The organism is Micromonospora sp. NBC_00330, from assembly GCF_036136635.1.
GTDB classification, from domain to species: domain Bacteria; phylum Actinomycetota; class Actinomycetes; order Mycobacteriales; family Micromonosporaceae; genus Micromonospora; species Micromonospora salmantinae.
Window position 1 is genome coordinate 5,158,388 of record NZ_CP108012.1, and the last position, 22,504, is coordinate 5,180,891.

Sequence of the window (22,504 nt, forward strand, 5' to 3'; positions counted from 1 at the left end):
CGGAAGATCAAAAAGGCCGTCTCCGACTCGCGGAAACGGCCTTTGACCTGGGGTGGAGCTGAGGGGATTTGAACCCCTGACCCCCTCGATGCGAACGAGGTGCGCTACCAGTCTGCGCCACAGCCCCCCGCCGGCGAACCGGCTTCGGTCCCACCCGGCTTACACCGGGCGGGCCGGCAGCAAGGCTAACAGGTCGTCGGCCTCCACCGCGAATCCGCCCCCGGCCCGGCGCTCCGGCCCGCCCGAAGATCGACTCGGGTTCTTGGAAATCGGGGCATCCCGGACGCCACAACCACCCGACTTCCAGGAACCCGAGTCGATCAAGCCGGCCGGACGCGGCCGGGACCAGGGCCCGGTCGGGAGCGCGTCAGGCGCCTCGGCCGGCCTCGTAGGGGCGGCCGCGCAGGCCGCCCGACCGACGGTACGAGACGGATCCCCCATTGACCGCCGCCGGCAGGTCTCCCTGCCGGTCCAGGCCCATGGCGGCTCGACGTACCCCTTCGCGCTGGGCGGCGAGGCGGCGCTGCGCCTCCCGGCGGGCTGCGGCCCTGCGGGCCTGCTCCCGGCGCACCTCGGCCTGCCGGGCGGCCAACCAGGCGGCCTCCCGGGCTCGGGCGCGGCGGCGACGACGCCCGGCGAGGGCCTGACCCCGCAGGTGCACGACGTAGAGGGCCAGGAGCAGGAAGGTGACCCCGAAGCCGACCCAGAAGCCGGGGCTGACGAACAGCACGCCGATCAACTCGACGACGTTGAGGAGCAGCAGGGCGGCGAGCACCCGACGACGCCGGTACACGGCCGGGGTGTGCTGTCGGCGCGGCGGCGGGCGGCGACGGGACCGCTTCGGCGCGGCGGGCACGGCGCGCAGTCGACCGGAGCGGCGGGCGGCCGGTGGCGCGGAGACCGGCGCGCTCAACGCGCCAGTAGTCGCGTCTTGACTGAGGGTGACGATCAGTGAGCGCGGAGGATGGACGGGTCGCCGTCCCGGCACAGTGCGGCGCCGCCGGCGGCGCTGGAGCACCCGCGCCGTCGACTGCGCCCGCTCCGCCACCAGCCGCTCGGTGGCGTCGTACCGGCGAACCAACGCCGGGGCCAGGGCGAGCAGGCCGGCGGCGGCGAGGACGGCGAGGAGCACCGAGGTCGGCACCCTCACCCCTCCCGTCACCGAATTCGAAGCAACCGCCATCCGACCGCAGGATCTTCCATCGATCACGCCTGGGCGCGTGGATCGTCCGGCCGGTGAGCGCTTGCCGCAGCTTGCAGTTACTTGAGGTTACGGCGCACCGACCGGGATGCCACCGCGCCGCGCCGATCCCGTCCGTGGGACGAGTGGGCGGATGTCGGGAAATCCTCCTACCGCGCGTTGGCGCGAACCCGGTGCCAGCGGGCCAGCAGGCCACCCTCGGCGGCGATCTCCTCGCTCGTCATCGCGTACCCGATGTGGTCCCGCCAGGCGCCGTCGATGTGCATGTAGCGCACGTGGTACGACTCCTCGCGGAAGCCCAACTTCTCCACCACTCGCCGGGACGGCCGGTTCTCCGGACGGATGTTCACCTCCACCCGGTGCAGCCCGCCCGGGCCGAACGCGTGGTCCACGGCGAGCGCCAGCGCCGTCGGGATCACACCCTGGCCGGCGACCCGCGCGTCCACCCAGTAGCCGACGTAGCCGGAGCAGAGCGCCCGCCGCACGATGCTGCCCACGTTGATGTGCCCGACCAGCCGGTCCCGGTCGGACTCACGCAGGCAGACCGCGAACGGCATGCCCTCACCCTCGCGGGCCGAACGCCGCTGGTCACGGTGCACCCAACGGAACGCGGCCGGCGAGTTCATCTCGTCCCAACCGCCGGGCATCGACGACTCCCAGGGTGCCAGCCAGGCCCGGTTGGCCCGCCGCACCTCCGACCACGTCGCCGCGTCGGAGCGCCGGTAGGGCCGCAGCAGCACTGGGCCGTCAGCCAGCTCAACCGGCCAGCCCGGTGCCCGCGCGGGTCCGAAGAGACTCACCCGCACAGTCTCCCGTGCGGGACCGTGTCGCGCGCAAGTGGCTCCACCGCGTTCACCGCACAGATCCGACGATCACCCGACGCGGGCCGCGAGCGGACCGGCCGGGACGCGTCACCGGCGGCGGTCCAGCAGCAGGACGTCGACTGTGGAGCCGGCCGCGGCCGTGGTGACCCGCTCGCCGAGCACCAGCAGCCCGTTGGCCTCGGCCAATCCGGAGAGGGTGAACGGCCCGCCGCTGAGCGGCTGGACCGTGTACCCGCCGCCGCGTCGCTCGGCGACGTGCGCCGGCCGGAACTCGCGCAACCCCGTCGGCGACGACACGGTCTCCAGCAGGTGTGCCCGCACACTGGGTCGGAACACCGGCTCGGCGCCGGCGAGCAGTTGGATGGCGGGGCGGGCCAGCACCTCGAAGCCGATCAACGCAGCGCCCGGGTCGCCGGGCAGGCAGACCACCGGCACCTCCTCGGCGCCGACAGTGCCGAACCCGAGCGCGGTGCCGGGGTAGAGCGCCACATCGGTGAAGGTGACCGGCCCGGCGCGACCGCCCTCACGGCGGGAGAGGATCCGACGCACCATGTCTCCGGGGCCGGTGCCGGTGCCCCCGGTGGTGATGATCAGGTCGGCGCGCAGCGTCTGGTCCTCCAGCAGCCCGCGCAGCCCCTCCGGGTCGTCGTCGCAGATCCCCACCCGGTACGCCAGCGCGCCCACCTCGGCCGCAGCGGCGGTCAGCGCGTGCGAGTTCGCATCCACCACCTGACCGGGCTGACTGCCCCGGCCCACGTCGACGAGTTCGTCACCGGTGGCCACGATGACCACCCGAGGACTGGGTCGGACCACCACGTGCCCGATGCCGGTCGCCGCGAAGACGGCGACCAGGGCCGGGGACACGTAGGTGCCGGCCCGAGCGAGCAGGGTGCCGGCGGGCAGCTCCTCGCCCGCTCGGCGTACCCCGTACCCCCGTTTGGGGGTGCGGAAGATCTCCACGGCGGCCATGCCCTGGTCGGTCCACTCCACCGGGACCACGACGTCGGCGGCGACCGGCAGCGGGGCCCCGGCGGCCACCGAGAAGCACGAGCCGGGGGTGAGCCGGACCGGCCGCCAGCTCGCGGCGCCGAGATCGCCGACCACGTTGAGCCGGATGGTGCGGCCGCCGGGCGTGCCGGAGGGGGCCGGGACGTAGCTCGGCCCCCGACCCCCACCGGAAATGTCCTCCCAGCGCGCGGCGTAGCCGTCCACAGCCGCCTGGTCGAAGGCCGGGAAGGCGTGCGGCGCGACGACGTCCTCGGCGAGGACGTTGCCGTGCGCCTGGGTGAGGTCGAGGTCGAGTGGCGGCAGCGCGCGCAACCTGCGCAGCACGCTGCCCAGGTAGTCGGCGAGCGGCGTCAACTCGTTCGCGGCCGCCTCGGCGTCGGCCGTCGCGGTCATGTACCAGATCCGCCTGCCGCGTCGGCCTTGACGAACTCGGCCAGCCAGGACCGGAACTCGGCGCCCAGGTCCTCGCGCTCGGCGGCGATCTGCACCACCGTCTGGAGGTATCCCAGCGGCATGCCGGTGTCGTAGCGGGTGCCCCGGTAGACGATCGCGTGCACCGGGACGCCCTCGGTACGCAGCAGCTCCATCGCGTCGGTCAGCTGGATCTCGCCGCCACTGCCCGGCTTGGTCCGCCGGATCGCGTCGAAGATCTTGCCCGGCAACACGTAGCGGCCGAGCACCGCGAGGTTGCTCGGGGCGTCCTCGGGCTGCGGCTTCTCCACCATCCCGGTCACCTTGACGACCTCGCCGATGTCGGTCAGCTCCGACTCGGCCGGCTCGACGGAGGCGATCCCGTACCGCTTGGTCTCGGACGGGTCGACCTCGAAGAAGGCGAGCACCACACCGCCGGTGCGGGCCTGCAACTCCAGCATCGCCGGCAGCAGCGGCTCCGACGGCTTGACGAACTCGTCGCCGAGCAGCACCGCGAAGGGCTGGTCGCCGACGTGCGACTCGGCGTACCCGATGGCGTGGCCGAGCCCGAGCTGCTCGGGCTGCCGCACCGTGTAGATCTCGGCCAGCTCGCTGGGCCGACGCACGGCGGCCAGCCGCTCGGAGTCGCCCTTCTCCTCCAACCTGGTCTCCAGGTCCGGGCGACGGTCGAAGTGGTCCACCATCGACGTCTTACCCCGACCGGTGATCAGCAACACGTCACCGATGCCAGCCTGCGTGGCCTCCTCGACGATGTACTGCAACACCGGCCGATCCACCACCGGCAGCAGTTCCTTGGGCACCGCCTTGGTGGCCGGCAGGAACCGGGTGGCAAGTCCGGCCGCCGGGATGACGGCCTTGACCGCCAGGGGACGGCCGTTTGCGGCGACCGTCGATGAGGGGTTCGCTGAGTGCTCCGACATGCCGCGAGACTATCGGCCACGGCTCTGCCGCGGCGGGTGTGGCCCAGAAGACGCGCCGCCACCCGGCCCCGGCCGCGCCGCGTCCGGGGCGGCCCGCGCCGCGCCCGTCGCGCTGTCCGGCGTGTCGTCGGCCGGATCCGGTCGGGCGTGCGCCGGGCCCGCCAGCGATGATTCCGGTACGCCCACCGCCGGGTCGGACCGGGCGGGCCCGCCCGGCTCCCGGCTGACCGGCACCGGCTGGCCGGCGCGCGGCAGCCCGTCGGGTGGGCTCACCGCACACGCGAGCACCGGAATTTCCCGGGTCGGCAGATCCGAGCGCACCTCGGCGACCCGGTACGTGTCGCGGCCCGCCGCCTTGGCCGCGTAGAGCGCGTCGTCGGCGGCCTCCAGCACCTCCCGCCCGGTACTGCCGTGGTCCGGGAAGACGGCGATGCCCACCGACACCGTCACCAGGACCGGCCCGGCGTACGCCTCGACGGCGATGGGCGTGTCGCGCACCGCCGCGCCGAGCCGCTCGGCCACGATCGCCGCGCCTCGCGCGTCGGTCTCCGGCAGCAGCAGCACGAACTCCTCACCACCCTGGCGGAAGGCCAGGTCGACCTCGCGGATCTCCCCGCGCACCCGGCGGGCGAACTCGGCCAGGACGGTGTCCCCCGCAGCGTGCCCGTAGGTGTCGTTGACGTCCTTGAACCGGTCCAGGTCCAACGCGAGGACGCTGAGCATCCGCCCGAAGCGGCTGGCCCGTTCCACCTCCCGCCGGATCGACTCGCGCAGGTAGCGGTAGTTCCACAGCCCGGTGAGCGGGTCGGTGAGGGAGAGCCGCTGCGCCTCCTCGTGCACCCGGACGTTGTCCACCGCCACCGCCGCGTGGCCGGCGAAGGTGCGCAGGGTGGCCAGGTCGTCGTCGTCGAACTCGTCGGCGCCCAGCCGGTCGTAGAGGGCCAGCACGCCGAGCGCGGCCGCCGCGCCCGCCTCGTCGACCGGCACCGAGGGCCCGCCGAGGGTGGCCGTGGCGCCGCCTGCCGGGGCGGCGAACGGAACCGCGACGTAGGTGCGACAGCGTGGCTCACCCGTTGGCGCCCCGGTCGGCTCCGCCCTGCCCCGCTGCGGTTCCCCGGTGGCGGCGACCTCACCGACCACACCGACGCCGACCGGCACCCGGAGCGTCTGCGACCCGTCCGCCTCGTCGACCGGCCAGCGCCCATCCAACCCCTCGGTGCACTGCGCGACGAGCACCCCGCCGGTCTCCACCAGCAGCACCGCGCCGGCACGCGCGCCGGTGGCCCCGATGGCACTGCGCAGGATCACCCGCAGGATGCGTTGCAGGTCGTGCGTGCTGGCCAGGGTGTCGCCGAGCACCGCGAGGTGCCCGCGCAGCTGATCCCGGTTGCTGGTCAACGCCGCGACGTAGGAGCCGGTCTCCCGGGTCATCCGGTTGAACGCGGCGGCCAACCGCCCCACCTCGTCGCGACTGCGTACCGGCACCCGGGCGGTCAGGTCGCCCTGGGCCACCCGGTCGACCGCACCGACCAGCTCCGCCAGCGGCCGGGTGGTCACCCGGGCCAGCCGCCAGGCGGTCAGCACCGCGAGCAGCCCGGCCAGCACGACCACCCCTACCAGCGTCGCGTGCAACCCCGGTGGCCGTTCACTGGGCACGGAGAGGACCAGTGGCAGCGGCTGCGCGTCGGAGGGCGCGAGCCTGCGCACGTACCGGCCCTCGTTGGTCTCGGTGACCTGCTCACCCCGTACGCCGACGGCGGCGGCCAGCACCGCGTCGCGGACGTCGCGGGACTCGGTCGTGTGGGTGACCCGCGCGGCGCTCGCCCCACTGTCGAGCAGGGTGACCGCCACTCCGGTCACCGCCGCCAGTCGGGCCACGAAGGCCGGGTCGATCAGTTGCGCGGCGGTCACCGTGCCCAGCCGGGTGCCGGCGCGATCGTGCAGGTCGACCTGGGCGGCCAACGCACGGACCGGGCCGGCCGAGCCCCCGTTCGAGCCCTCGTTCGAGCCCTCGTCGGTGCCTTCTGCCGAGCCGGCGCAGTCCTGCCACGGGGTCGACGGAGCGCCGGGCGATATGTAGGTGACCTGGCCGGCCACGTCGGTGACCAGTACCGCGGCGGCCAGACCCCGGCCGACCAGTTGCGCGGCGGCGACGGCCGGATCGGCGGTGAGCGCCACCGCGTCGGCGGTGGCACGTAGCTGCTGACAGAGCGCGTCGACCGAGGTACGAACGGTGGACGCCGCCACCGCCAGGCGCTCGGTGGAGCGGCTGCGGTCGACCGCCGCGACTGTGGAGGCGACGAAGAGCGCGCCGAGCAGGACCGGCCCGAGCACCACCACGAGGAAGGCTGCCGTCAACCGCCCGCGTAGCGTCACTCGGTCCCCCCGGAAGTTCCGCCTCCGTTGCTTGCGATGCTGACACAGTGCAACCGTGGGAGAGGCGTTGCGTCAGGAGTGTTGCGTGCCGGAATTTTCTGATGAAGCGGAAGTGGCCCGGCTGGCGAAGCGGGACACCCGCGTCGAGTTGCTCGCTCGCCGCCGGTCGCTGCCCGCCGAAACCCGGGCAGCCGCCGCCGGGCGCGTGCAGTCCGAGCTGGTCGCCCTGGTACGCCGGCTGCGCCCGCACCGGATGACGGCGTACGTGCCGGTCGGCTCCGAACCGGGCGGCGCGGACCTGCCCGAGGTGCTGCGGGCGGCGCTGCCGGCGGACGCCGAGTTGCTGCTGCCGGTGCTCCTCGCCGACCTCGATCTGGACTGGGCGGCGTATACCGGGCCCGATGCCTTGGTCGCGGCCGGACGGGGTATCCGAGAACCAGTCGGTGCCCGCCTCGGGGTGACCGCCGTGGCGCACGCGGAACTCGTGGTCGTACCGGCTCTCGCTGTCGACCGCCACGGTCGGCGGCTCGGGCGCGGCGGCGGCTCGTACGACCGCGCACTGGCCCGGGTTCCCGAGGCAGCCCTGACGGTGGTGCCGCTGCACGACGGCGAGCTGGTCGAGGCGCTGCCGGCGGAGCCCCACGACCGTCGGGTGCGCGCGGTCGTAACTCCCGCCGACGGGGTGCGTACGCTTGACGGCGGCCCAGGTGCGGCGCACGGTGTCGCGCCCCACACGTCTGCTGGACGAACCCGGGCCGAATGACGCACCATTGGCACTCGAATACGTCGAGTGCCAACTGGCTGAGCCCAGATCCGGAGGAGAACGTGCCCACGTACCAGTACGCCTGCACCACGTGCGGTGAGCAGCTCGAGGCGGTGCAGTCCTTCTCTGACGAGCCGCTGACCGAGTGCCCGGCGTGTCAGGGGCGGCTGCGCAAGGTCTTCAACTCGGTCGGCATCGTCTTCAAGGGGTCGGGCTTCTACCGCACCGACTCCCGGGCGTCCGGTTCCGAGACGACCGCTGGCGGCACGGCCACCAAGCCGGCGAAGTCCGAGTCGTCCTCCGGTGACAGCTCCTCGTCCTCTTCGGGGTCCTCGTCCTCGTCCGGGTCGTCCTCGTCGTCCTCGTCCGGGTCGTCCTCGGGCTCGTCGTCCTCTTCCGGGTCGTCCTCGGGTGGATCGGGCGGCGGCAAGGCGGCGGCGGCCAGTTCCACGTCCTGATCACCGAAGGCCCGACCCACCTCGGGTCGGGCCTCGATCACCTCGGTCGCCCACTCAGCAGGCGGGTTGATCCACTCGGGTTCCAGGAAGTCGGCCTGTCCCCGTCGCTCTGACCACCCGGCTTCCGTGATCGCGAGTTGATCAAGGCAGGTGCCTTAGCAGGTCGAGGCGGCGGATGGGCGTTATCCACAGGCCGCGCGGTTGTCCACAGGCGTCGGCCAGAGGGTCGGTCGAGGCGGCGAAAACTGCCTAGCCTGCCGTCCATGGGTGCCACTGCGGCGCTCGGGGACGGGAGGCGGCAGAGGCGATGCTCGATCCGGATTCCGCGCGGGCGTTGCGTCCGCTGCGCCAGCTCACTCTGCCCGGCGGGCGCACCCTGCTCCGGGCCGGCCTGGTCGCCGCGCTGCTCGGCCTGGCCGCCGCAGTCCTGCACACCCCGACCGGATGCCCGCCGACCGCCGTGCCCTCCGACGCACCATCGGTGGCCGGCGACACGCGGGGAGCTGGTTGAGCCGCCGGGGTCAGTCCCAGTGCGGAGGGCGTTCGGCGAGCAACCAGTCGTCGTTGCCGCCGGACCGCTCGCCCCAACCACGGTCGGTGTCGTCAGAGGTCTGCTCGGGCAGCACCACGAAGTCTTCGCTCAGGTCGACGGCGCGGTCGTCGTCTCCACGTACGCCGTGCGTGCCGGGGTCTTCGGTGCTCACGAGCGGCAAGACTAGCGCAGCCGACGACGGTAGACCTGACCGTCGACCGTGGCACGCCGGCCAGAAGCGACCGGGCCGCCGGTGGCGTTGGTAGCGTCGGACGGCGTGACGACCCCCAGCGGTGGCAGCACCTCGGACGACTACTGGCGACGGCCCGACACCGGCGACGACGCCGTGGCGGACCAACCTCCCACCGCGCCCGCGGCCATACCACCGGCCGGGGGTCCTGCCACCGGATACTCCGGCCCGCCGCCGAGCGTGGCGCCGCCAGCGGGTTGGCGTCCACCCGTACATCTGCAGCCGGTGCCGCCACGACAGTTGCCGCCGCAGGACATGGCCGGCCTGGACGCGGCCGAGCAGCGCTCGCAGCGGGTCACCTACGGCTTCGGCGCGGCGGCCGGCGTGGTGCTGCTGGTTCTACTCTGTCTGCTCTGCTCGCGAGTGATCTTCTGATGCCCGCCCCCAGGCATCAGCAGCGATCAGCAGCTCAGAGGGTGGTGCCCCAAACCGTCTCGGCACCGGAGTGACCGGTCAGGTAGACGTAGACCAGGGCTGCGATGGAAAGCCCCACGGCCGCTACCGCCAGCACCGGGGTGACCAGCGCGGGAAGCTGCGGCACCCGGGGGTGCCCACTCGTCGCCACCAGCAGCAGGATGGCCACGATCCCGAGCGGCACCACGACGCGTAACAGGATGTCACCGTAGCGGGAGTGCTCGAAGATCTGATCGAGGATCGGCCCCTGGAAGCCCCGGGCGACCAGCGCGTCCGTGAGCGCCTCACCCGACTTGACCGCGACGTAGGCGGTCACCGGCGCGGCCACGGCGAGGAGGCCCAGGGCCCAGTCCAGCCGGTGCCGCCACCGCGGTAGCCCCACGTACGCGATGGCCAGCACCGCCAGCAGCGGCACGAGCACGACGACGGCGTGGATTACCAGGACGTGCACCGGTAGACCCAGGATCTCCTCGAACATCGAACCCTCCAGGTGGATCATGGTCAGGGGTGGTCAGCCTATGGTCCGCCGATCGTCCCCAGCCTCTCGACCGGTGACACGCGCGCCGCGTCGATCGGGTTCATCCTCTGGGCCGTACTCCCGATCTTGCCTGGCTGTGTCGGTGGCCACCCGGAGCGGGCGACGGTTGTCGATGCGGGTCGGGCGTGTTGTCATTGGCCAATGTCCGGTGCCGAGGAGCTGCTGCGGTCGAGGGGCCTGCGCGTCACGCGCCCCCGCCTCGCGGTGCTCGACGTGCTGGCCGACGGCGGCCACCTGGAGGTCGACGAGATCACCCGGCGGGTTCGCGAACGCCTCGACTCGGTGTCCACCCAGGCGGTCTACGACGTGCTGGGCGCGCTGTCCCGGGCCGGGCTGTCACGCCGGATCGAGCCGGCGGGCAGTCCCGCCCGCTACGAGGCGCGGGTGGGCGACAACCACCACCACGTGGTCTGCCGGGGCTGCGGCGAGATCGCCGACATCGACTGCGCGGTGGGCAGCGCACCGTGCCTGGAGCCGAACAGCGCGCACGGGTTCGAGGTGGACGAGGCCGAAGTGACCTTCTGGGGCCTCTGCCCGGGCTGCCGGGCCCGCCGCTCCGCCGACGTCTGATCAGCGGCGCCGGCGGCACGTGACCGGCGAGGTCCGCCCGACCGTGGCACTCTTGTTCGGTGGACTCCGATGACCTCGGCCTGTTCGGTCCGGGTTCGGTCACGTGGAAGGTGCACGAGGAGCCGATCCTGATCGTCGCCGGCCTGCGCTCGCTCTACCTCCAGGCGTTGCACCCCCGGGCCATGGCCGGGGTCGCGCAGAACAGCAACTACCGCACCGACGCCTGGGGCCGACTGGTCCGCACCGCTACCTACGTGGCGACCACCGTCTACGGGACCACCGCCGAGGCGGAGGCCGCCGGGGCCCGGCTGCGCCGCCTGCACGAGCGGCTGCGGGCCACCGACACGCTCACCGGTGAGCAGTTCCGGATCGACGAACCGGACCTGCTGCGCTGGGTGCACGTGACCGAGGTCGAGTCGTTCCTGAGCACGGCCCGACGCGCCGGGCTGCCGCTGAGCGACGACGAGGTGGACGGCTACTACACCGAGCAGCGCCGCGCCGCCGCCCTGGTCGGCCTGGACCCGGCCACCGTTCCGGGGACCGCCGCCGAGGTCGCTGACTACTACGAGGCCGTACGGCCACAGTTGCGGATGACCCGGGAGGCGGCCGAGACGGCGGTATTCCTCACCGCCCCGCCGTTGCCGTGGAAGCTCAGCCTGCCGGTCCGGTTGGGGCTCACGCTGGGCCCGCCACGCTGGGCGTACCTGGGGATCGCCGGCACCGCGTTCGCGTTGCTGCCGACGTGGGCACGCCGGATGTACGGAGGTCTCGGTCTACCGACCACCGCACTGTCAGCGGACCTGAGCCTGCGCGCGCTGCGGCTCGCGCTCGCCGCCGTTCCCCGCCGTTACCTGGAGGGGCCGCTGATCCAGGCAGCCAAGGAGCGGGCCGCGCGACACGCCGCCGCCTCGCTGGCCGGCTGACCGACCCTCGGCAGGGGTTCAGCCGTCGGCGGGCCGGTCCATGGCCGCCCACGGCTCCTTGCCCGGAACCTGCGCGCCCGTCGGGCAGTGCCGCCGGAAGTCGCACCAGCCACAGCGCGGACTGGGCGCCACCGGGAAAGCCTCGTCCGCGTCGGCGCCGTCGGCCACTGCCCGCTCGGCGGCCATGATGTCGCGGGCCGTCTCTTCCGCGCGGGTCAGTTGTCGGGCCAGCGACTCGACGGTGTGGTCGTGGCCGGCGACAGTGCCGGTCGGCAGGTGGTGCAACTCCACCCGGCGGCACGGCCGACGGAACACCCGCTCGGCGGCGTACGCGTAGAGCGCCAGCGCCTGTGAGCCCCGGGCGTCGTCCGTGTCCAGCCCGGTGCGGCCGGTCTTGTAGTCGACGATGACCAGCTCCGGCCCCTCCGGGCCGGGCCGCGAGTCGATCCGGTCGGTACGACCGTTGAACGCCAACACGGCGGTCTTGACCGCCACCACCCGCTCCACGCCGAGCGGGTCGGAATCCGGCTCCAGCGTCTCGACGTACGCCTCCAGCCACCCCAACGCCCGCCGGTAGGCGGCCCGCTCCTGCTCGTCGTCGCGGTAGCCCTCTCGGACCCAGGTGCCCTTGAGCAGCGTGGCCAGCGCCTCGGGACGCCGCCGGTCGGCAGGCAGCGCATACCAGTTCTTCAGGGCGGTGTGCACGCTGGCGCCGAGCGAGTTGTGCGCCCACGGCGGGCCCTTGGGTGGGGTCGGCCGGTCGACGTAGGAGTAGCGGTAGCGACGCGGGCAGTCCGCGTACGCGCCGAGCTTGCTCGGGGTGCAGACGAACAGCCGCTCCGGCATGCCCTCGAAGCCGAGCTGCTCGGCGTCGCCGGCGCGCTGCCGGGGGGCCCTGCCGCCGGCGGCCGGCCGCCCCGCTGATGAGGATCGTCGCACGCCTGAGATCCTGCCATCCACCTCCGACATCGCGCGCGTGCCGTCAGGCCATGTTCACGTACTGCGTGACGAAGGCGGCGACCGCGTCGGCGATGAGCTGCACGGCGATCGCGGCCAGCAGCAGGCCGGCGATCCGGGTCAGCACCTCGATCCCGCCTGGCCGGAGGATCTTCACGATGCCGCCGGAGAAGCGCAGGACGATCCAGACGGCGACCATCACGGCGAGGATCGCCACGGCGATGGCGCTGAACTCTCCCAGCCCGTCGGCCTGCTGGACGAAGAGCATGGTGGCCACGATGGCGCCCGGGCCGGCCAGCAACGGCGTGCCCAGCGGCACCAGCGCGATGTTGGAGGTGACCTGCTGGCTCGGGTCGTCGGCCTTGCCGGTCAGCAGCTCAAGGGCGACGAGCACGAGCAGCAGCCCACCGGCCGCCTGCAACGCCGGCAGGTCCACGTGCAGGTAGTCGAGCAGGGTCTGCCCCGCCACCGCGAAGATCACGATGACGCCGAGCGCCAACGCGACGGCCTGCCAGGCTGCCCGGTTGCGGTCGCGGGCGGGCAGCGGGCCGGTCAGCGCCAGGAAGATCGGCATCATGCCCGGCGGGTCGGTGATCACCAGCAGGGTCACGAAAACCTCGCCGAACAGCTTCAGATCCACGTGATCAACCTAGCCGCGCCGCGATGGGCGAAATACCCGGATCAGCCCGAAGCGACCTCGGTCACCCCCTCGGCGACGATCCGCTCGTACGCCTCGACGCCGGTGCTGAACGCGCCGAGTTGAACGGTCTTGTGGGTGCCGTGAAAATCCGAGGAGCCGGTGACAAGCAGACCCAGCTCGGCGGCGAGCGCCCGCACGTGTTCCCGCTCGGTCGGGCTGTGGTCCTCGTGGTCGGCTTCGAGCCCGGCGAGCCCGGCAGCGGCCAGCTCGGCGATCAGCTCGTCGGGCACCACCCGGCCGCGTCGGGTGGCTCGCGGGTGGGCGAAGACCGGCACGCCTCCGGCCGCCCGGACCAGTCGAACGGCCCGGAACACGTCGATGTCCTCCTTGGGCAACCGGTACCGCTCGCCCAGCCAGTCCGGGCCGAAGGCCTCCCGGACGCTGCCGACCAGGCCGGCGCGGATGAGTGCCTGCGCGATGTGCGGGCGTCCCACTGTGCCGCCACCCGCGCCGACCAGGATGTCCGGCCAGTTCACGTCGATGCCGTCGGCCCGCAGGAGGCCGACCATCCGTTCGCCGCGCTCTTCCCGGGCGGCCCGGACCCGCACCAGCTCCGCCACCAGCTCCGGGTGGTCCGGATCGAACAGGTACGCGAGCAGGTGCAGCGGCACGGCCGGCTGCGCACCGGACCAGCGACACGACAACTCCGCACCCCGGATCAGACGCAGACCTGGCGGCAACGCGTCCACGGCCGGCGCCCAGCCAGCCGTGGTGTCGTGGTCGGTGATCGCCAGCACGTCCAGCCCGGCGTCGAAGGCCGCGCCGACCAACTCGGCCGGGGTCAGCGTGCCGTCGCTGGCCGTCGAGTGGGCGTGCAGGTCGATCCGGGGGGCGGGGCCGGTACGCGAGGTCACCGCCCGACGTTACCGAGGAAACGGTGAGCACGGCTCACATGGGCACCCGGGGTCAGAAGTCGTTCACCAGGATCGGCCGCTCTCCGGCTGGCACGCCGGGCACCGCAGCGGGGCTGGCGGGCTTACCCGCCCGCACCTGGCCGACGTCGACCCGGACCAGCTCGCCGGTGCCGTCGAGGTAGGAGGCCTGGGTCTCGTCGCTCCACACGATCGCCCCGGTCATCGGCGGCCCGGCCGCAACGGCGGTCGCGCCCGGCCCGAGCCGCTGGAGGTCGACCAGGAGGGACCGACCGGCAGTGCCCTTCCCCTCGTTGACCAGCAGCCACCGCCCGTCCGGCGAGACCCCGCCGACGCCGTCCTGGCTCAGGTCGGGACCGCAGCCGGTGCGTACCGGGTCCAGGCGACGTGTCGGGGTGAGGATGGCGAGGCAGGTCCGGCTCGGATCGGTAGCGGTGACCTGGCCGACGAGGCGCCCGTCGGGCAGCCGCCCGTAGACGTTGAGGCTCAACCGGTCGAGGGCGTCGGGCAACGGCCCCGCACCGGGCCGCCAGAGCGTGTGACCGGCGCTGGCCCTGTCGAGTCGGACCAGCACGCTGTCACCGACGAACCGGACGGGCTCCGCCGCCGCCGGCACCGGGGTGCGCACCGACCCGATGAGTTGGGAGCCGACCACACCCGCCATCAGGAGATCGTCTCCGTCGCGCCAGGCGACCTGGTGGCTGTCCGGGGCCAGGACGATCGCGCCGGCACCGGCCAGCAGCACCTGCACCAGGCCGTCGTCCTGCACCACCCACAGCGAGCGTCCTGCGGTGCTCGGCGCGCCGACCACCAGCCAACCGCCGCCGCTGGGCAGCGGCTGGACGCGTTCGGCCGGCCCGACGTCGGGTAGCTCCAGCCGCCGCCCGTCGGCGCTGACCAGCGTCTCGCTGACCAGGAGAGAGGTCGACGTCGTGGGCGAGGGGGCGGGGCCGGGAATGCTGGCCGTCGGGAGCGGTCGGTTGGTCGGGTCGGGGTCGCCGATCACGACGATGGGTGAGCCGTCCCGGCCGGTCTCGGCACCGAGCTGGGCCATGCCGGCGCTGAGCAGCACTGTGGTGACCGCCGCGAGGGCGAGGCCGGCGGCGGTGCGTCGACGCCGGATACGGTTCGCGCGGCGGATGGCCTGGCCGGCCGGATCGACGCGCAGTGGGCGGGCAAGGGCGACCTGGCGCGAGAGTGTCTCCCGCACCGCACCTTCCATCTCGTCAGGCCGCACCTGGTATGAACGCTGCGGGCCGTCCGTCAGGTTGTCGCGCCGGCCTGGGACTTGACTCACTGTTGTTCCCCGGAGCCCGTGCCGACGGGCACGGCCGCCGGGGCGGTGGGCAGGACGACCTGCTGGGTGCTCGCACGCGGCACGGCGGGGCGCGCAGCGGTGGGGCGGGGCACGGGTCGGCCAGCCGCCCGTCCGGGACGGGGTGTGGCAGCGGCACCGGTGGCCGGGACTCGCCCGGTCCGGGAACCCGAGCCCGTCGTTTGGCGCGCGGCACCGGTCGCGGTCCCCGCACCGGCGGCAGACCGGCCGGTGATGCCGGCGGCGGCTGCCAGCTCCGGTGCGTCCGCGCCCAGTCGCCGACGCAGCGTGGCGAGCGCCCGGGACGCCTGGCTCTTCACAGTGCCCGGCGAGATGTCCAGCATCGCGGCGGTCTGCGCCTCCGACATGTCCTCGTAGTAACGCAGCACCAGCACTGCCCGCTGCCGGTTGGGCAACTCCCGCAGATGCCGCCAGAGCAGGTCCCGGTCAAGTTGCTGCTCGATCTCGTCGACACCGGCCCGCTCGGGCAGCACCTCGGTCGGGCGTTCGCCGTGCCAGCGCCGCCGCCACCAACTGGTCGACGTGTTGACCATCACACGCCGGGCGTACGGCTCGACCGCCTCGATCCCGCCGAGCCGCTTCCACGCGAGGTAGGTCTTTGTCAGCGCCGTCTGGAGCAGGTCCTCGGCCGTGGCCCAGTCGCCGGTGAGCAGATAAGCGGTGCGTAGGAGCGCGGCGGAGCGGGCCGCGACGAACTCGCGGAACTGCTCCTCCAACGAGTCCTTGCTCGTCACCGCCCACCTCCACACCCCTGCCGTCCTGGCAGAGTGCCACGTCAGGGGCGCTCTGGTCCATGACGAAAGGTGCGCACTTGCTCCGATGTTCGGTCGAAAACCTTCACGCCCCGTCGTCGGCCTTGGCCTCGTCGGCTTCCTTGCCGAGCCGCGCCTCGACGGCCTGAGGCTCGTACATCTCCTCGACGACGCGCAGGTAGAGCTCGTTCGGGTTGGGCAGGTTCTTGATCTCGCGAAGCGCCTGCTCCTGGCCGGCGGACTCCAGCACGAAGGTGCCGTAGTTGAGTGCTCGACCGGTCGGGGTCTGCTCGTACTTCATGTCGGTGACCCGGACCAGCGGCATCATCGCCACCTTGCGGGTGACGATGCCGTTGACCACCATGACCCGCTTGTTGGTCAGGATGAACCGGTCATACCACCAGTCGGCGACCTTCCACGCCACCCAGCCCATCACCGCGAACCACAGCAGCACGGCGATGGTGGTCAACGCGCCGACGTCCTGGCCGGCGAGGAAGCCGGAGAGGTAGCCGAGCACGAAGGTCGCCGCGACGCCGATCAACAGCGGGTTGGTGAGGTGGATCCAGTGTCGCTTCCACTCGCCCCGGTAGCGCTCGGTGGGGAAGAGGTAGCGAGCCACCAGCGAACTGGGCTCGTCTTCCAGGGGCAGCACCCGCCGAGGGGTCGAGCCGGTCGCGTCGGCACGCAACCCGGCCAGCTCGTCCTCGGAGATCTGCGGCGGCTGGTAGCTGGCCTCCGGATCACGGATCCACCCCCGACCGGAACGACCCTGGCCGGCATAGCCGGGCCCGTCGCCATAGCCGACGTCGTCCGAAAGGGACGGACCGTCGGACAGGCCGGGACCGGCCCCGTAGCCCGGGCCGTCATCAGGCCCGATCCGCGGGATCGGCTCGGTGTCACGCTCGCGGCGTTCCCGGTCGGGGTCGTCCGGGTCGAAGGGTGGACCGGAGGGGCTGCCCATCGGCGGCTAGGCGACGAGGCTGGTGAAGAAGTCGCCAAACCCCTGGGCGATATCCATGATCCCGCCGCCGAGCGACTTGAACACGTCCGCCGCAGAGTTTGGCCGGTAGGCGACGAAGAAGATCAAGAATGCGATTCCGGCCCAGGTGAGGACCTTCTTGACCATGGCGGGCCATCCTCTCGCGCGGCGCCGGGTCCCATTACCGCAGCGGCACCCAGAGTATCAGTGTGGTGTCGTACAGTGAATATCTGCGTCCGTTCTCCGTCAATCCGGAAGAGTTGTCAAGCTCTACCGGGTAGATACGGGGACGGTGCGCCGTACACGAGCTCGGGCGGAGTCCACTCGGTCAGGTCGTGTAGCACGACGTCTTCCGCGAGCAGGTGACCCGCACTCGCCGGCCAGGCTATCGCATGGAGCCACATTCCCCGAGCTTCGCCGGCGTACGCGCTTCGATCCGTTGGTGAATTCACCACCCACAGTGGAGTCGGATGCCCGCCGACCTTGATCTTCGCCTGTCCGACATGGTCAGGGTGACCCGACCCCGGGTCGGTCAACGCGTCCACCAACTCCGGTCCCGGATCCGGGCCGGCCAGACCGGCGAGCCGGGTGCCCAGGCCGACACCGGGTTCCTCGGCGACGAAGACCAGATCGGCCGGGCCGCCACCGAGCGGCGCCGGGCCCGCGCAGGCCACCACTGTCGCCCGCACGCCCGTGCGGTCGTCCCCGGCGTACGCCACGCCGGTGAGTGTCCAACCGGGCGGCAGCGGCCACGGGCACCACAACGGCGTCACCGGCGGATCGCCGGTCGCGGTGATCCGTTCCACCACGCTCGCCACGATGTCCGCTCCGATGTGCTCGGGCACGTGCAACGGCGGCACCGGGCCGCAGCGCACACACCTCGAGTCGGTGTTCATCAGATCCGGCGCCCGTACCGGGCCCCCGCATCTCGGACAACTCACCGCGACACTCACATCCCCACCGTCTCCCCGGACCGGCGGCACGTCAAGCCGGAACGTCCGATTCGGCACCGTACGTGGGTCAGTCCGGCGGCGTACCGGCGTGCGCACGGATCCAGGCGTGCATGGCGATTCCGCTGGCCACGCCCGCGTTGATCGACCTCGTCGAGCCGTACTGGGCGATGGAGTAGAGCTGGTCGCAGGCGGCACGGGCCGGCGCGGAGAGGCCGGGCCCCTCCTGGCCGAACAGCAGCACGCAGTCCCGCGGCAGGGTGCCGGTCTCCAGCGGACGCGACCCGGGCAGGTTGTCGATGCCGAACACCGGCAGCTGCCGTCCGGCCGCCCAGGCGACGAACTCCTCGATCGTCTCGTGGTGCCGTACGTGCTGGTACCGATCGGTCACCATCGCGCCGCGCCGGTTCCACCGTCGCCGTCCAACGATGTGCACCTCGGCGGCGTTGAACGCGTTGGCGTTGCGCACCACGGTGCCGATGTTGAAGTCGTGCTGCCAGTTCTCGATCGCGACGTGGAAGCCGTGCCGGCGCCGGTCCAGGTCGGCGACGATCGCCTCGTGCCGCCAGTAGCGGTAGCGGTCGACGACGTTGCGCCGGTCCCCCTCCGCGAGCAGTTGCCTGTCGTAACGGGGGTCGTCCGGTGGGTCCCCCGGCCAGGGGCCCACGCCCACCTCAAGCTGGTCGTCGGTCACGGTCATCAGAGGGTACGGACCGCGTCGGCGTCGGCCGCGACGACCTGCCGGTCAGCCCAGGTCGAGGGCGGCACCGAGCCGGTCCAGGAAGCGCCGGTCCGCCGGGCTGGCCGGTGGGTCCACCCGGCGCGCGCCGGTGCCGGGCACCGCGCGACAGACCCGGGCCGCGACCGACTGCACCCACTGGCGGTACGCGGCCGAGTCGGCGGGGTCGGCCCGCCGCCGCAGGACCCGGCTCGCCGCGCGGCACGCGGCCAGCAAGTCCACCAGGTCGGTGAGCCGCTCGGCGGGTTGTGGGGTGCCGTCGTGGCGGGCGTAGATCGTGGCGACCACCGCACGGACCAGGTCGCTGTCGGAGGCTCGACCCGCGGCCACGGCATCCAGACCGGCCAGGCCGGCCATCACGCCGCGCTCCGGCCGGCCAGGACCGGGCGCGGCGGCGGCCACGAGAACCCGACCGGGCAGGCCGGTGAGCAGATCCCACTCGGCGGCGGAGTAGACAGCGGTGGTCAAGGGTGCGGCTCGGCGGCCGGCAGAGGACGGCTCTCCCGCTACGGAGTGGCTCATCGGAACCTCCGGCGTCAGCATATGCCCCGCGACGGGCACCGGGCCCCTTCCCCAGCAGACCCGCGCAGGCGAAGGAGCCCGGTGTTCGTCGAACGGTCGAGGCCGCCGCGACTCGTCAGCGCGGCTCGGGGAAGCTGGGCCGCTCCGGATCCACGCCGTCGGGCACCGCAGCGGCCGCGTACTCCCGCTTCGGGACCATGACCTTGCGCCGGAAGACGCAGACCATGGTGCCGTCCTGGTTGTAGCCGCGGGTCTCCACCGACACCACGCCCCGGTCGGGCTTCGAGCCGGACTCACGCTTGTCCAGCACCGTGGTCTCGCCGTAGATGGTGTCGCCGTGGAAGGTCGGCGCGACGTGCCGCAGCGACTCGACCTCCAGGTTGGCGATCGCCTTGCCACTCACGTCGGGCACCGACATGCCGAGCAGCAGTGAGTAGATGTAGTTGCCGACCACGACGTTGCGCTTGAACTGGCTGGCCGTCGCGGCGTAGTGCGCGTCCATGTGCAGCGGGTGGTGGTTCATGGTGAGCAGGCAGAAGAGGTGGTCGTCGTACTCGGTGACGGTCTTGCCCGGCCAGTGCCGGTAGACCGCGCCGACCTCGAACTCCTCGTAGTAGCGACCGAACTGCATGCTGGTCCCTTCGACGGGCGGCGATGGAGTTCGGCACAGCATGCCTTACCGATGGTTAAGGCGACCGGCGGGGCGCGACGGCGGCGGAAATGTCACACCGGTCACTCGCCTGGGGGGAGACGCAATGAGCGGCGGGGCCCTCCCCGGCACCCGCCGCCCACGCTCTGATGTGAGGAATTCTGCCCTACGCCTGCGTAGGTTCAACAGAGATCGCGGTCACATTTATCTTTTTGTAACACTACTGTGCGTGACCAAGCGAAGGTTGATCAGCGATCTCCGCAGGCCGGATACCTCCTTGTCAAGGCCCAAGTTACCGATTCGTAGTGCTCAATCGCGTGGATCTCCCTGGAAACGCTCCCATCACCGCAGGTCACGCAAGTGCGTCATGCACTTGCGTTCCGCAGGTCGGGTGTGAACAGATGCGCGTCGATGACCTGCGGCACCCCCCGGCAGCCCCGGGCACGTTTCGTGCCCCACCGCACGGGAATTCGATACGGTCAGCCCTGGTTCTACGGGACGTAGATAAACCGCGGTGATCGGAGAGTGCAATGGCAACCGTTGAGCTGACCTCGACGAACTTCGACGAGGTGACCGGCAACGACGGCATCGTCCTGGTCGACTTCTGGGCCGACTGGTGTGGTCCGTGCAAGCGGTTCGCCCCGGTCTACGAGCGCTCCTCGGAGAAGCACCAGAACATCGTCTTCGGCAAGGTCGACACGGAGGCTCAGCAGGAGCTGGGCGCCAAGTTCGACATTCGCTCGATCCCGACGATCATGGCGATCCGTGACGGCGTCATCGTCTTCGCCCAGCCGGGCGCGCTTCCCGAGTCCGCGCTGGAGAACCTGATCGAGCAGGTCGAGGCGCTGGACATGGACGACGTCCGCAAGCAGCTGGCCGAGCACAACCACTGAGTCGTCCCCACGACGACACGCGAGGCCGGGCCCGATGCGGGCCCGGCCTTCGTCGTACCCCCACCAACTCCCACATGATCACCTGCCTGGTCAGGCCAAACTGGCCGTCGGAGGGACCCGAGGCCGTCGGTACATCCCGTATCGTCACGACCCGATGGAGAACCTGAACACCCGCGGGCGCGTGACCCGGCTGGGCGCGACCGCACTGGGCCTCGTCCTGCTCGTCGTCGGCACCTTCTGGGGCAGCGACGACGACTTCCCGTTCGGCCCGTTCCGGATGTACTCCACCTCCAACCCGCCGAACGCACCCGCACCCGACACCCGCGTCGAGGGGGTGAACAGCTCCGGGGCGGTGATCGACCTCGACCAGAACGCGACGGGCATCCGCCGCGCCGAGATCGAGGGTCAGCAGGCCCGATACGCCGCCGACCCGACGCTGCTCACCGAGGTCGCCGACGCGTACGCCGAACGCCACCCGGACGCCCCCGCGCTGGTCGAGGTCCGCATCGTCATCCGCTGGCACGGCATCCGCGCCGGCCGACCGACCGGCCAACACACCGACCAGACCGTCGTCCGCTGGCAGGCCACCCGATGAACCGCTGGCTGACCGAGGCCGTACCCCGGGGCCGGGTGGCCGCCTTCCGCACAGTGATCTACCTGTTCGTCGCCGCCGATCTGGTGATCTTCACCCCCTGGGTACGCACCCGGGTCAGCGTGCCCGGCGACCTGTACCGGCCACTCCTGATCGGCCGCCTGCTCCCACTGCCGACGCCGACCGAGACGCTGGTGACGGTGATCTTCTGGGCGTTGCTGCTGCTCGCCCTCCTCGCCGCCACCGGACGAGCGCCCCGGCTGCTCGGCTGGGCGGTGTGCGCGCTGTACCTGGAGTGGATGATCATCGCGATGAGCTACGGGAAGGTCGACCACGACCGGTTCGGGCTGCTCGTCGCACTGGCCGTGCTGCCCACCGCCGGTCGCGCCCGACACGGCGACACCACCCGCACCGAGGCCGGCGGCTGGGCCCTACGCGTCACCCAGATCGCGGTGATCTGCACGTACTTCCTGGCCGCCTTCGCCAAGCTGCGCTTCGGCGGTCTGGACTGGCTTACCGGCTCGGTCCTGGCCCGCGCGATCATCCGACGTGGCACCGACCTGGCGGACCTCATCGCCCAGGTGCCGTACCTGCTGATCGTCGCCCAGTTCGGCATCGTGGCGTTCGAGCTGCTGAGCCCGATGGTCTTCTTCCTGCCGCCCCGCTGGCGACTCGCCATGGTCGGCTTCTTCTACTCGTTCCACGCGGTCACCATCGCCACCATCACGATCTCGTTCGCGCCGCACCTGGCCGCGATGACCAGCTTCCTGCCGCTGGAGCGGGTACGCCCGCTGATCTGGGCACGCCGACTGATCGGCCTCGGCTCTCCCGAGGCGGCGACGACGGACGCCCCGGAACCGCGCCCGGCCGGCGTCGACAGGGTGCCGGCCGACCAGGGGCCGGTGACAGCCGGCGCGGGGCCGGCGCTCGACGATCAGGCCCCGGTGGTCGGGCGACCGGCCGGCCCGTAGAGCCGCTCCCGGGCCTCCTGAGGCAGGGAGCAGGCCGCTGTGCCACCAGGAAGTCGGTGCCGGTTACGCGCCACCCAGCGGTACAACGGCCAGGCTGCAACGCGTACCGGAGGGATCCGCAGGCCGGCGCCGGCGACCCGCCAGAGCGGGCCACTCGCGGTGAGCAGCTTCGCGATGGCGTCCGGACCGGCCGCGCGCGAGCCGTCCGCGCCGACCCACTGCACGGCCTCCTCGCACTCGGCCACCGTGAGTCCGAGCGCGTCCAGATCGGCGAACTGCCAGGGCACCACCCGTGCGGCGGTGGGGATGCGGCGCTCGATGAACTCCGCACAGCTCGTGCAGAACGCGCAGTCCCCGTCGTAGACGAAGGTCGACGTCTCCAT

Annotated in this window: 28 protein-coding genes, 1 tRNA gene and 1 pseudogene; 9 read left to right on the forward strand and 21 right to left on the reverse strand. The window is 72.2% G+C overall.

Annotated features, from left to right (window positions below; genetic code table 11):
• Positions 1 to 53: 53 nt before the first annotated feature.
• The 6 genes from OG598_RS23270 to OG598_RS23295 all read right to left on the reverse strand — a co-directional run bounded on the left by OG598_RS23270 (position 54) and on the right by OG598_RS23295 (position 6,761).
• A tRNA-Ala gene (locus tag OG598_RS23270) sits at positions 54 to 127 on the reverse strand.
• A 240-nt stretch (positions 128 to 367) separates the two neighbouring features.
• Positions 368 to 1,144, reverse strand: coding sequence for a divisome protein SepX/GlpR (sepX, locus tag OG598_RS23275; protein ID WP_442931353.1), 777 nt, complete (start codon positions 1,142 to 1,144; stop codon positions 368 to 370).
• A 206-nt stretch (positions 1,145 to 1,350) separates the two neighbouring features.
• Positions 1,351 to 2,001 carry a GNAT family N-acetyltransferase gene (locus OG598_RS23280; RefSeq protein WP_328651071.1) on the reverse strand — a complete coding sequence of 217 codons (651 nt, stop codon included), beginning with the start codon at positions 1,999 to 2,001 and terminating at the stop codon, positions 1,351 to 1,353.
• A gap of 111 nt (positions 2,002 to 2,112) precedes the next feature.
• On the reverse strand, positions 2,113 to 3,426 hold the full coding sequence (locus OG598_RS23285) for a molybdopterin molybdotransferase MoeA (protein ID WP_091394702.1): 1,314 nt from the start codon (positions 3,424 to 3,426) through the stop codon (positions 2,113 to 2,115).
• Positions 3,423 to 4,385: a UTP--glucose-1-phosphate uridylyltransferase gene (locus tag OG598_RS23290; protein WP_328651072.1), complete on the reverse strand. Its 963-nt coding sequence runs from the start codon at positions 4,383 to 4,385 to the stop codon at positions 3,423 to 3,425. Before OG598_RS23290 ends, OG598_RS23285 begins: the two co-directional genes overlap by 4 nt.
• Positions 4,386 to 4,394: 9 nt before the next feature.
• Positions 4,395 to 6,761, reverse strand: coding sequence for a diguanylate cyclase (locus OG598_RS23295; protein WP_328651073.1), 2,367 nt, complete (start codon positions 6,759 to 6,761; stop codon positions 4,395 to 4,397).
• A gap of 85 nt (positions 6,762 to 6,846) precedes the next feature.
• Here OG598_RS23295 and OG598_RS23300 point away from each other — a divergent pair, with 85 nt between their 5' ends.
• Together OG598_RS23300 and OG598_RS23305 are read left to right on the forward strand one after the other, a co-directional pair.
• Positions 6,847 to 7,524 (forward strand): 5-formyltetrahydrofolate cyclo-ligase, encoded by a 678-nt coding sequence (locus OG598_RS23300; RefSeq protein ID WP_328651074.1) that lies wholly within the window; start codon positions 6,847 to 6,849, stop codon positions 7,522 to 7,524.
• Positions 7,521 to 7,727, forward strand: a pseudogene (locus tag OG598_RS23305) (FmdB family zinc ribbon protein); the annotation flags it as partial. The gene OG598_RS23300 and the pseudogene OG598_RS23305, both read left to right, overlap by 4 nt.
• Before the next feature lie 14 nt (positions 7,728 to 7,741).
• On the opposite strand, the gene OG598_RS23310 reads toward OG598_RS23305, so the two are convergent.
• Complete coding sequence (locus tag OG598_RS23310; protein ID WP_328655512.1) at positions 7,742 to 8,023, reverse strand: hypothetical protein; 282 nt, start codon at positions 8,021 to 8,023, stop codon at positions 7,742 to 7,744.
• A 266-nt stretch (positions 8,024 to 8,289) separates the two neighbouring features.
• On the opposite strand from OG598_RS23310, the gene OG598_RS23315 reads away from it, so the two are divergent.
• Positions 8,290 to 8,493, forward strand: coding sequence for a hypothetical protein (locus OG598_RS23315; RefSeq protein ID WP_328651075.1), 204 nt, complete (start codon positions 8,290 to 8,292; stop codon positions 8,491 to 8,493).
• 10 nt (positions 8,494 to 8,503) lie between these two features.
• On the opposite strand, the gene OG598_RS23320 is transcribed toward OG598_RS23315, so the two are convergent.
• Positions 8,504 to 8,686: a hypothetical protein gene (locus tag OG598_RS23320; protein WP_112581848.1), complete on the reverse strand. Its 183-nt coding sequence runs from the start codon at positions 8,684 to 8,686 to the stop codon at positions 8,504 to 8,506.
• Positions 8,687 to 8,791: 105 nt separating this feature from the next.
• On the opposite strand from OG598_RS23320, the gene OG598_RS23325 reads away from it, so the two are divergent.
• Positions 8,792 to 9,139, forward strand: a complete 348-nt coding sequence (locus OG598_RS23325; protein WP_328651076.1) for a hypothetical protein — start codon at positions 8,792 to 8,794, stop codon at positions 9,137 to 9,139.
• A gap of 34 nt (positions 9,140 to 9,173) precedes the next feature.
• On the opposite strand, the gene OG598_RS23330 is transcribed toward OG598_RS23325, so the two are convergent.
• A complete protein-coding gene (locus OG598_RS23330) occupies positions 9,174 to 9,656 on the reverse strand; it encodes a DUF2231 domain-containing protein (protein ID WP_328655414.1) in 483 nt (160 codons plus the stop codon).
• Between the two features lie 201 nt (positions 9,657 to 9,857).
• Here OG598_RS23330 and OG598_RS23335 point away from each other — a divergent pair, with 201 nt between their 5' ends.
• Both OG598_RS23335 and OG598_RS23340 read left to right on the forward strand, forming a co-directional pair.
• Complete coding sequence (locus tag OG598_RS23335; protein WP_238671193.1) at positions 9,858 to 10,286, forward strand: Fur family transcriptional regulator; 429 nt, start codon at positions 9,858 to 9,860, stop codon at positions 10,284 to 10,286.
• Positions 10,287 to 10,345: 59 nt separating this feature from the next.
• Entirely contained in the window at positions 10,346 to 11,209 is an 864-nt protein-coding gene (locus OG598_RS23340; protein WP_328651077.1) for an oxygenase MpaB family protein, read from the forward strand.
• 18 nt (positions 11,210 to 11,227) lie between these two features.
• Here OG598_RS23340 and OG598_RS23345 read toward each other — a convergent pair whose 3' ends face one another.
• From OG598_RS23345 to OG598_RS23395, 11 genes are all read right to left on the reverse strand, one after another.
• A complete protein-coding gene (locus OG598_RS23345) occupies positions 11,228 to 12,178 on the reverse strand; it encodes a RecB family exonuclease (protein WP_442931356.1) in 951 nt (316 codons plus the stop codon).
• A 13-nt stretch (positions 12,179 to 12,191) separates the two neighbouring features.
• A complete protein-coding gene (locus OG598_RS23350; protein WP_091394729.1) occupies positions 12,192 to 12,806 on the reverse strand; it encodes a MarC family protein in 615 nt (204 codons plus the stop codon).
• 41 nt (positions 12,807 to 12,847) lie between these two features.
• The gene (locus OG598_RS23355) at positions 12,848 to 13,720 is read right to left on the reverse strand and encodes a PHP domain-containing protein (RefSeq protein ID WP_328651079.1); all 873 of its coding nucleotides are present in this window, start codon (positions 13,718 to 13,720) and stop codon (positions 12,848 to 12,850) included.
• 52 nt (positions 13,721 to 13,772) lie between these two features.
• Positions 13,773 to 14,948 (reverse strand): hypothetical protein, encoded by a 1,176-nt coding sequence (locus tag OG598_RS23360; RefSeq protein WP_328651080.1) that lies wholly within the window; start codon positions 14,946 to 14,948, stop codon positions 13,773 to 13,775.
• Between the two features lie 83 nt (positions 14,949 to 15,031).
• A complete protein-coding gene (locus OG598_RS23365) occupies positions 15,032 to 15,808 on the reverse strand; it encodes a SigE family RNA polymerase sigma factor (protein WP_328651081.1) in 777 nt (258 codons plus the stop codon).
• Between the two features lie 103 nt (positions 15,809 to 15,911).
• A complete protein-coding gene (locus OG598_RS23370; RefSeq protein ID WP_088951386.1) occupies positions 15,912 to 16,787 on the reverse strand; it encodes a PH domain-containing protein in 876 nt (291 codons plus the stop codon).
• Between the two features lie 6 nt (positions 16,788 to 16,793).
• Complete coding sequence (locus OG598_RS23375) at positions 16,794 to 16,952, reverse strand: hypothetical protein (protein WP_007455302.1); 159 nt, start codon at positions 16,950 to 16,952, stop codon at positions 16,794 to 16,796.
• Positions 16,953 to 17,068: 116 nt separating this feature from the next.
• Positions 17,069 to 17,815 carry a DUF6758 family protein gene (locus OG598_RS23380; RefSeq protein ID WP_328651082.1) on the reverse strand — a complete coding sequence of 249 codons (747 nt, stop codon included), beginning with the start codon at positions 17,813 to 17,815 and terminating at the stop codon, positions 17,069 to 17,071.
• 10 nt (positions 17,816 to 17,825) lie between these two features.
• The gene (locus OG598_RS23385; protein WP_328655415.1) at positions 17,826 to 18,449 is read right to left on the reverse strand and encodes a TrmH family RNA methyltransferase; all 624 of its coding nucleotides are present in this window, start codon (positions 18,447 to 18,449) and stop codon (positions 17,826 to 17,828) included.
• A gap of 51 nt (positions 18,450 to 18,500) precedes the next feature.
• A complete protein-coding gene (locus OG598_RS23390; RefSeq protein WP_328651083.1) occupies positions 18,501 to 19,037 on the reverse strand; it encodes a hypothetical protein in 537 nt (178 codons plus the stop codon).
• Positions 19,038 to 19,131: 94 nt separating this feature from the next.
• Entirely contained in the window at positions 19,132 to 19,647 is a 516-nt protein-coding gene (locus OG598_RS23395; protein WP_030486570.1) for a MaoC family dehydratase, read from the reverse strand.
• A 548-nt stretch (positions 19,648 to 20,195) separates the two neighbouring features.
• On the opposite strand from OG598_RS23395, the gene trxA reads away from it, so the two are divergent.
• The 3 genes from trxA (at position 20,196) to OG598_RS23410 (ending at position 22,121) form a co-directional block, all read left to right on the forward strand.
• Positions 20,196 to 20,558: a thioredoxin gene (gene trxA / locus OG598_RS23400; RefSeq protein ID WP_007455291.1), complete on the forward strand. Its 363-nt coding sequence runs from the start codon at positions 20,196 to 20,198 to the stop codon at positions 20,556 to 20,558.
• A gap of 154 nt (positions 20,559 to 20,712) precedes the next feature.
• A complete protein-coding gene (locus OG598_RS23405; protein ID WP_328651084.1) occupies positions 20,713 to 21,153 on the forward strand; it encodes a hypothetical protein in 441 nt (146 codons plus the stop codon).
• Positions 21,150 to 22,121 (forward strand): HTTM domain-containing protein, encoded by a 972-nt coding sequence (locus tag OG598_RS23410; RefSeq protein ID WP_328651085.1) that lies wholly within the window; start codon positions 21,150 to 21,152, stop codon positions 22,119 to 22,121. The genes OG598_RS23405 and OG598_RS23410 overlap by 4 nt, the downstream gene beginning before the upstream one ends.
• Here the strand turns inward: OG598_RS23410 and OG598_RS23415 are convergent.
• Entirely contained in the window at positions 22,085 to 22,504 is a 420-nt protein-coding gene (locus OG598_RS23415; protein ID WP_328651086.1) for a thiol-disulfide oxidoreductase DCC family protein, read from the reverse strand. The genes OG598_RS23410 and OG598_RS23415 overlap by 37 nt on opposite strands.

Excerpts from the sequence above, each read along its gene's own strand:
- OG598_RS23285 (WP_091394702.1), bottom strand. The coding sequence starts at position 3,426 with ATGACCGCGACGGCCGACGCCGAGGCGGCCGCGAACGAGTTGACGCCG.
- OG598_RS23290 (WP_328651072.1), bottom strand. The coding sequence starts at position 4,385 with ATGTCGGAGCACTCAGCGAACCCCTCATCGACGGTCGCCGCAAACGGC.
- OG598_RS23315 (WP_328651075.1), top strand. The coding sequence starts at position 8,290 with ATGCTCGATCCGGATTCCGCGCGGGCGTTGCGTCCGCTGCGCCAGCTC.
- OG598_RS23330 (WP_328655414.1), bottom strand. The coding sequence starts at position 9,656 with ATGTTCGAGGAGATCCTGGGTCTACCGGTGCACGTCCTGGTAATCCAC.
- OG598_RS23335 (WP_238671193.1), top strand. The coding sequence starts at position 9,858 with ATGTCCGGTGCCGAGGAGCTGCTGCGGTCGAGGGGCCTGCGCGTCACG.
- OG598_RS23345 (WP_442931356.1), bottom strand. The coding sequence starts at position 12,178 with ATGTCGGAGGTGGATGGCAGGATCTCAGGCGTGCGACGATCCTCATCA.
- OG598_RS23370 (WP_088951386.1), bottom strand. The coding sequence starts at position 16,787 with ATGGGCAGCCCCTCCGGTCCACCCTTCGACCCGGACGACCCCGACCGG.
- OG598_RS23375 (WP_007455302.1), bottom strand. The coding sequence starts at position 16,952 with ATGGTCAAGAAGGTCCTCACCTGGGCCGGAATCGCATTCTTGATCTTC.
- OG598_RS23390 (WP_328651083.1), bottom strand. The coding sequence starts at position 19,037 with ATGCTGACGCCGGAGGTTCCGATGAGCCACTCCGTAGCGGGAGAGCCG.
- OG598_RS23395 (WP_030486570.1), bottom strand. The coding sequence starts at position 19,647 with ATGCAGTTCGGTCGCTACTACGAGGAGTTCGAGGTCGGCGCGGTCTAC.
- trxA (WP_007455291.1), top strand. The coding sequence starts at position 20,196 with ATGGCAACCGTTGAGCTGACCTCGACGAACTTCGACGAGGTGACCGGC.
- OG598_RS23405 (WP_328651084.1), top strand. The coding sequence starts at position 20,713 with ATGGAGAACCTGAACACCCGCGGGCGCGTGACCCGGCTGGGCGCGACC.
- OG598_RS23410 (WP_328651085.1), top strand. The coding sequence starts at position 21,150 with ATGAACCGCTGGCTGACCGAGGCCGTACCCCGGGGCCGGGTGGCCGCC.
- OG598_RS23415 (WP_328651086.1), bottom strand. The coding sequence starts at position 22,504 with ATGGAGACGTCGACCTTCGTCTACGACGGGGACTGCGCGTTCTGCACG.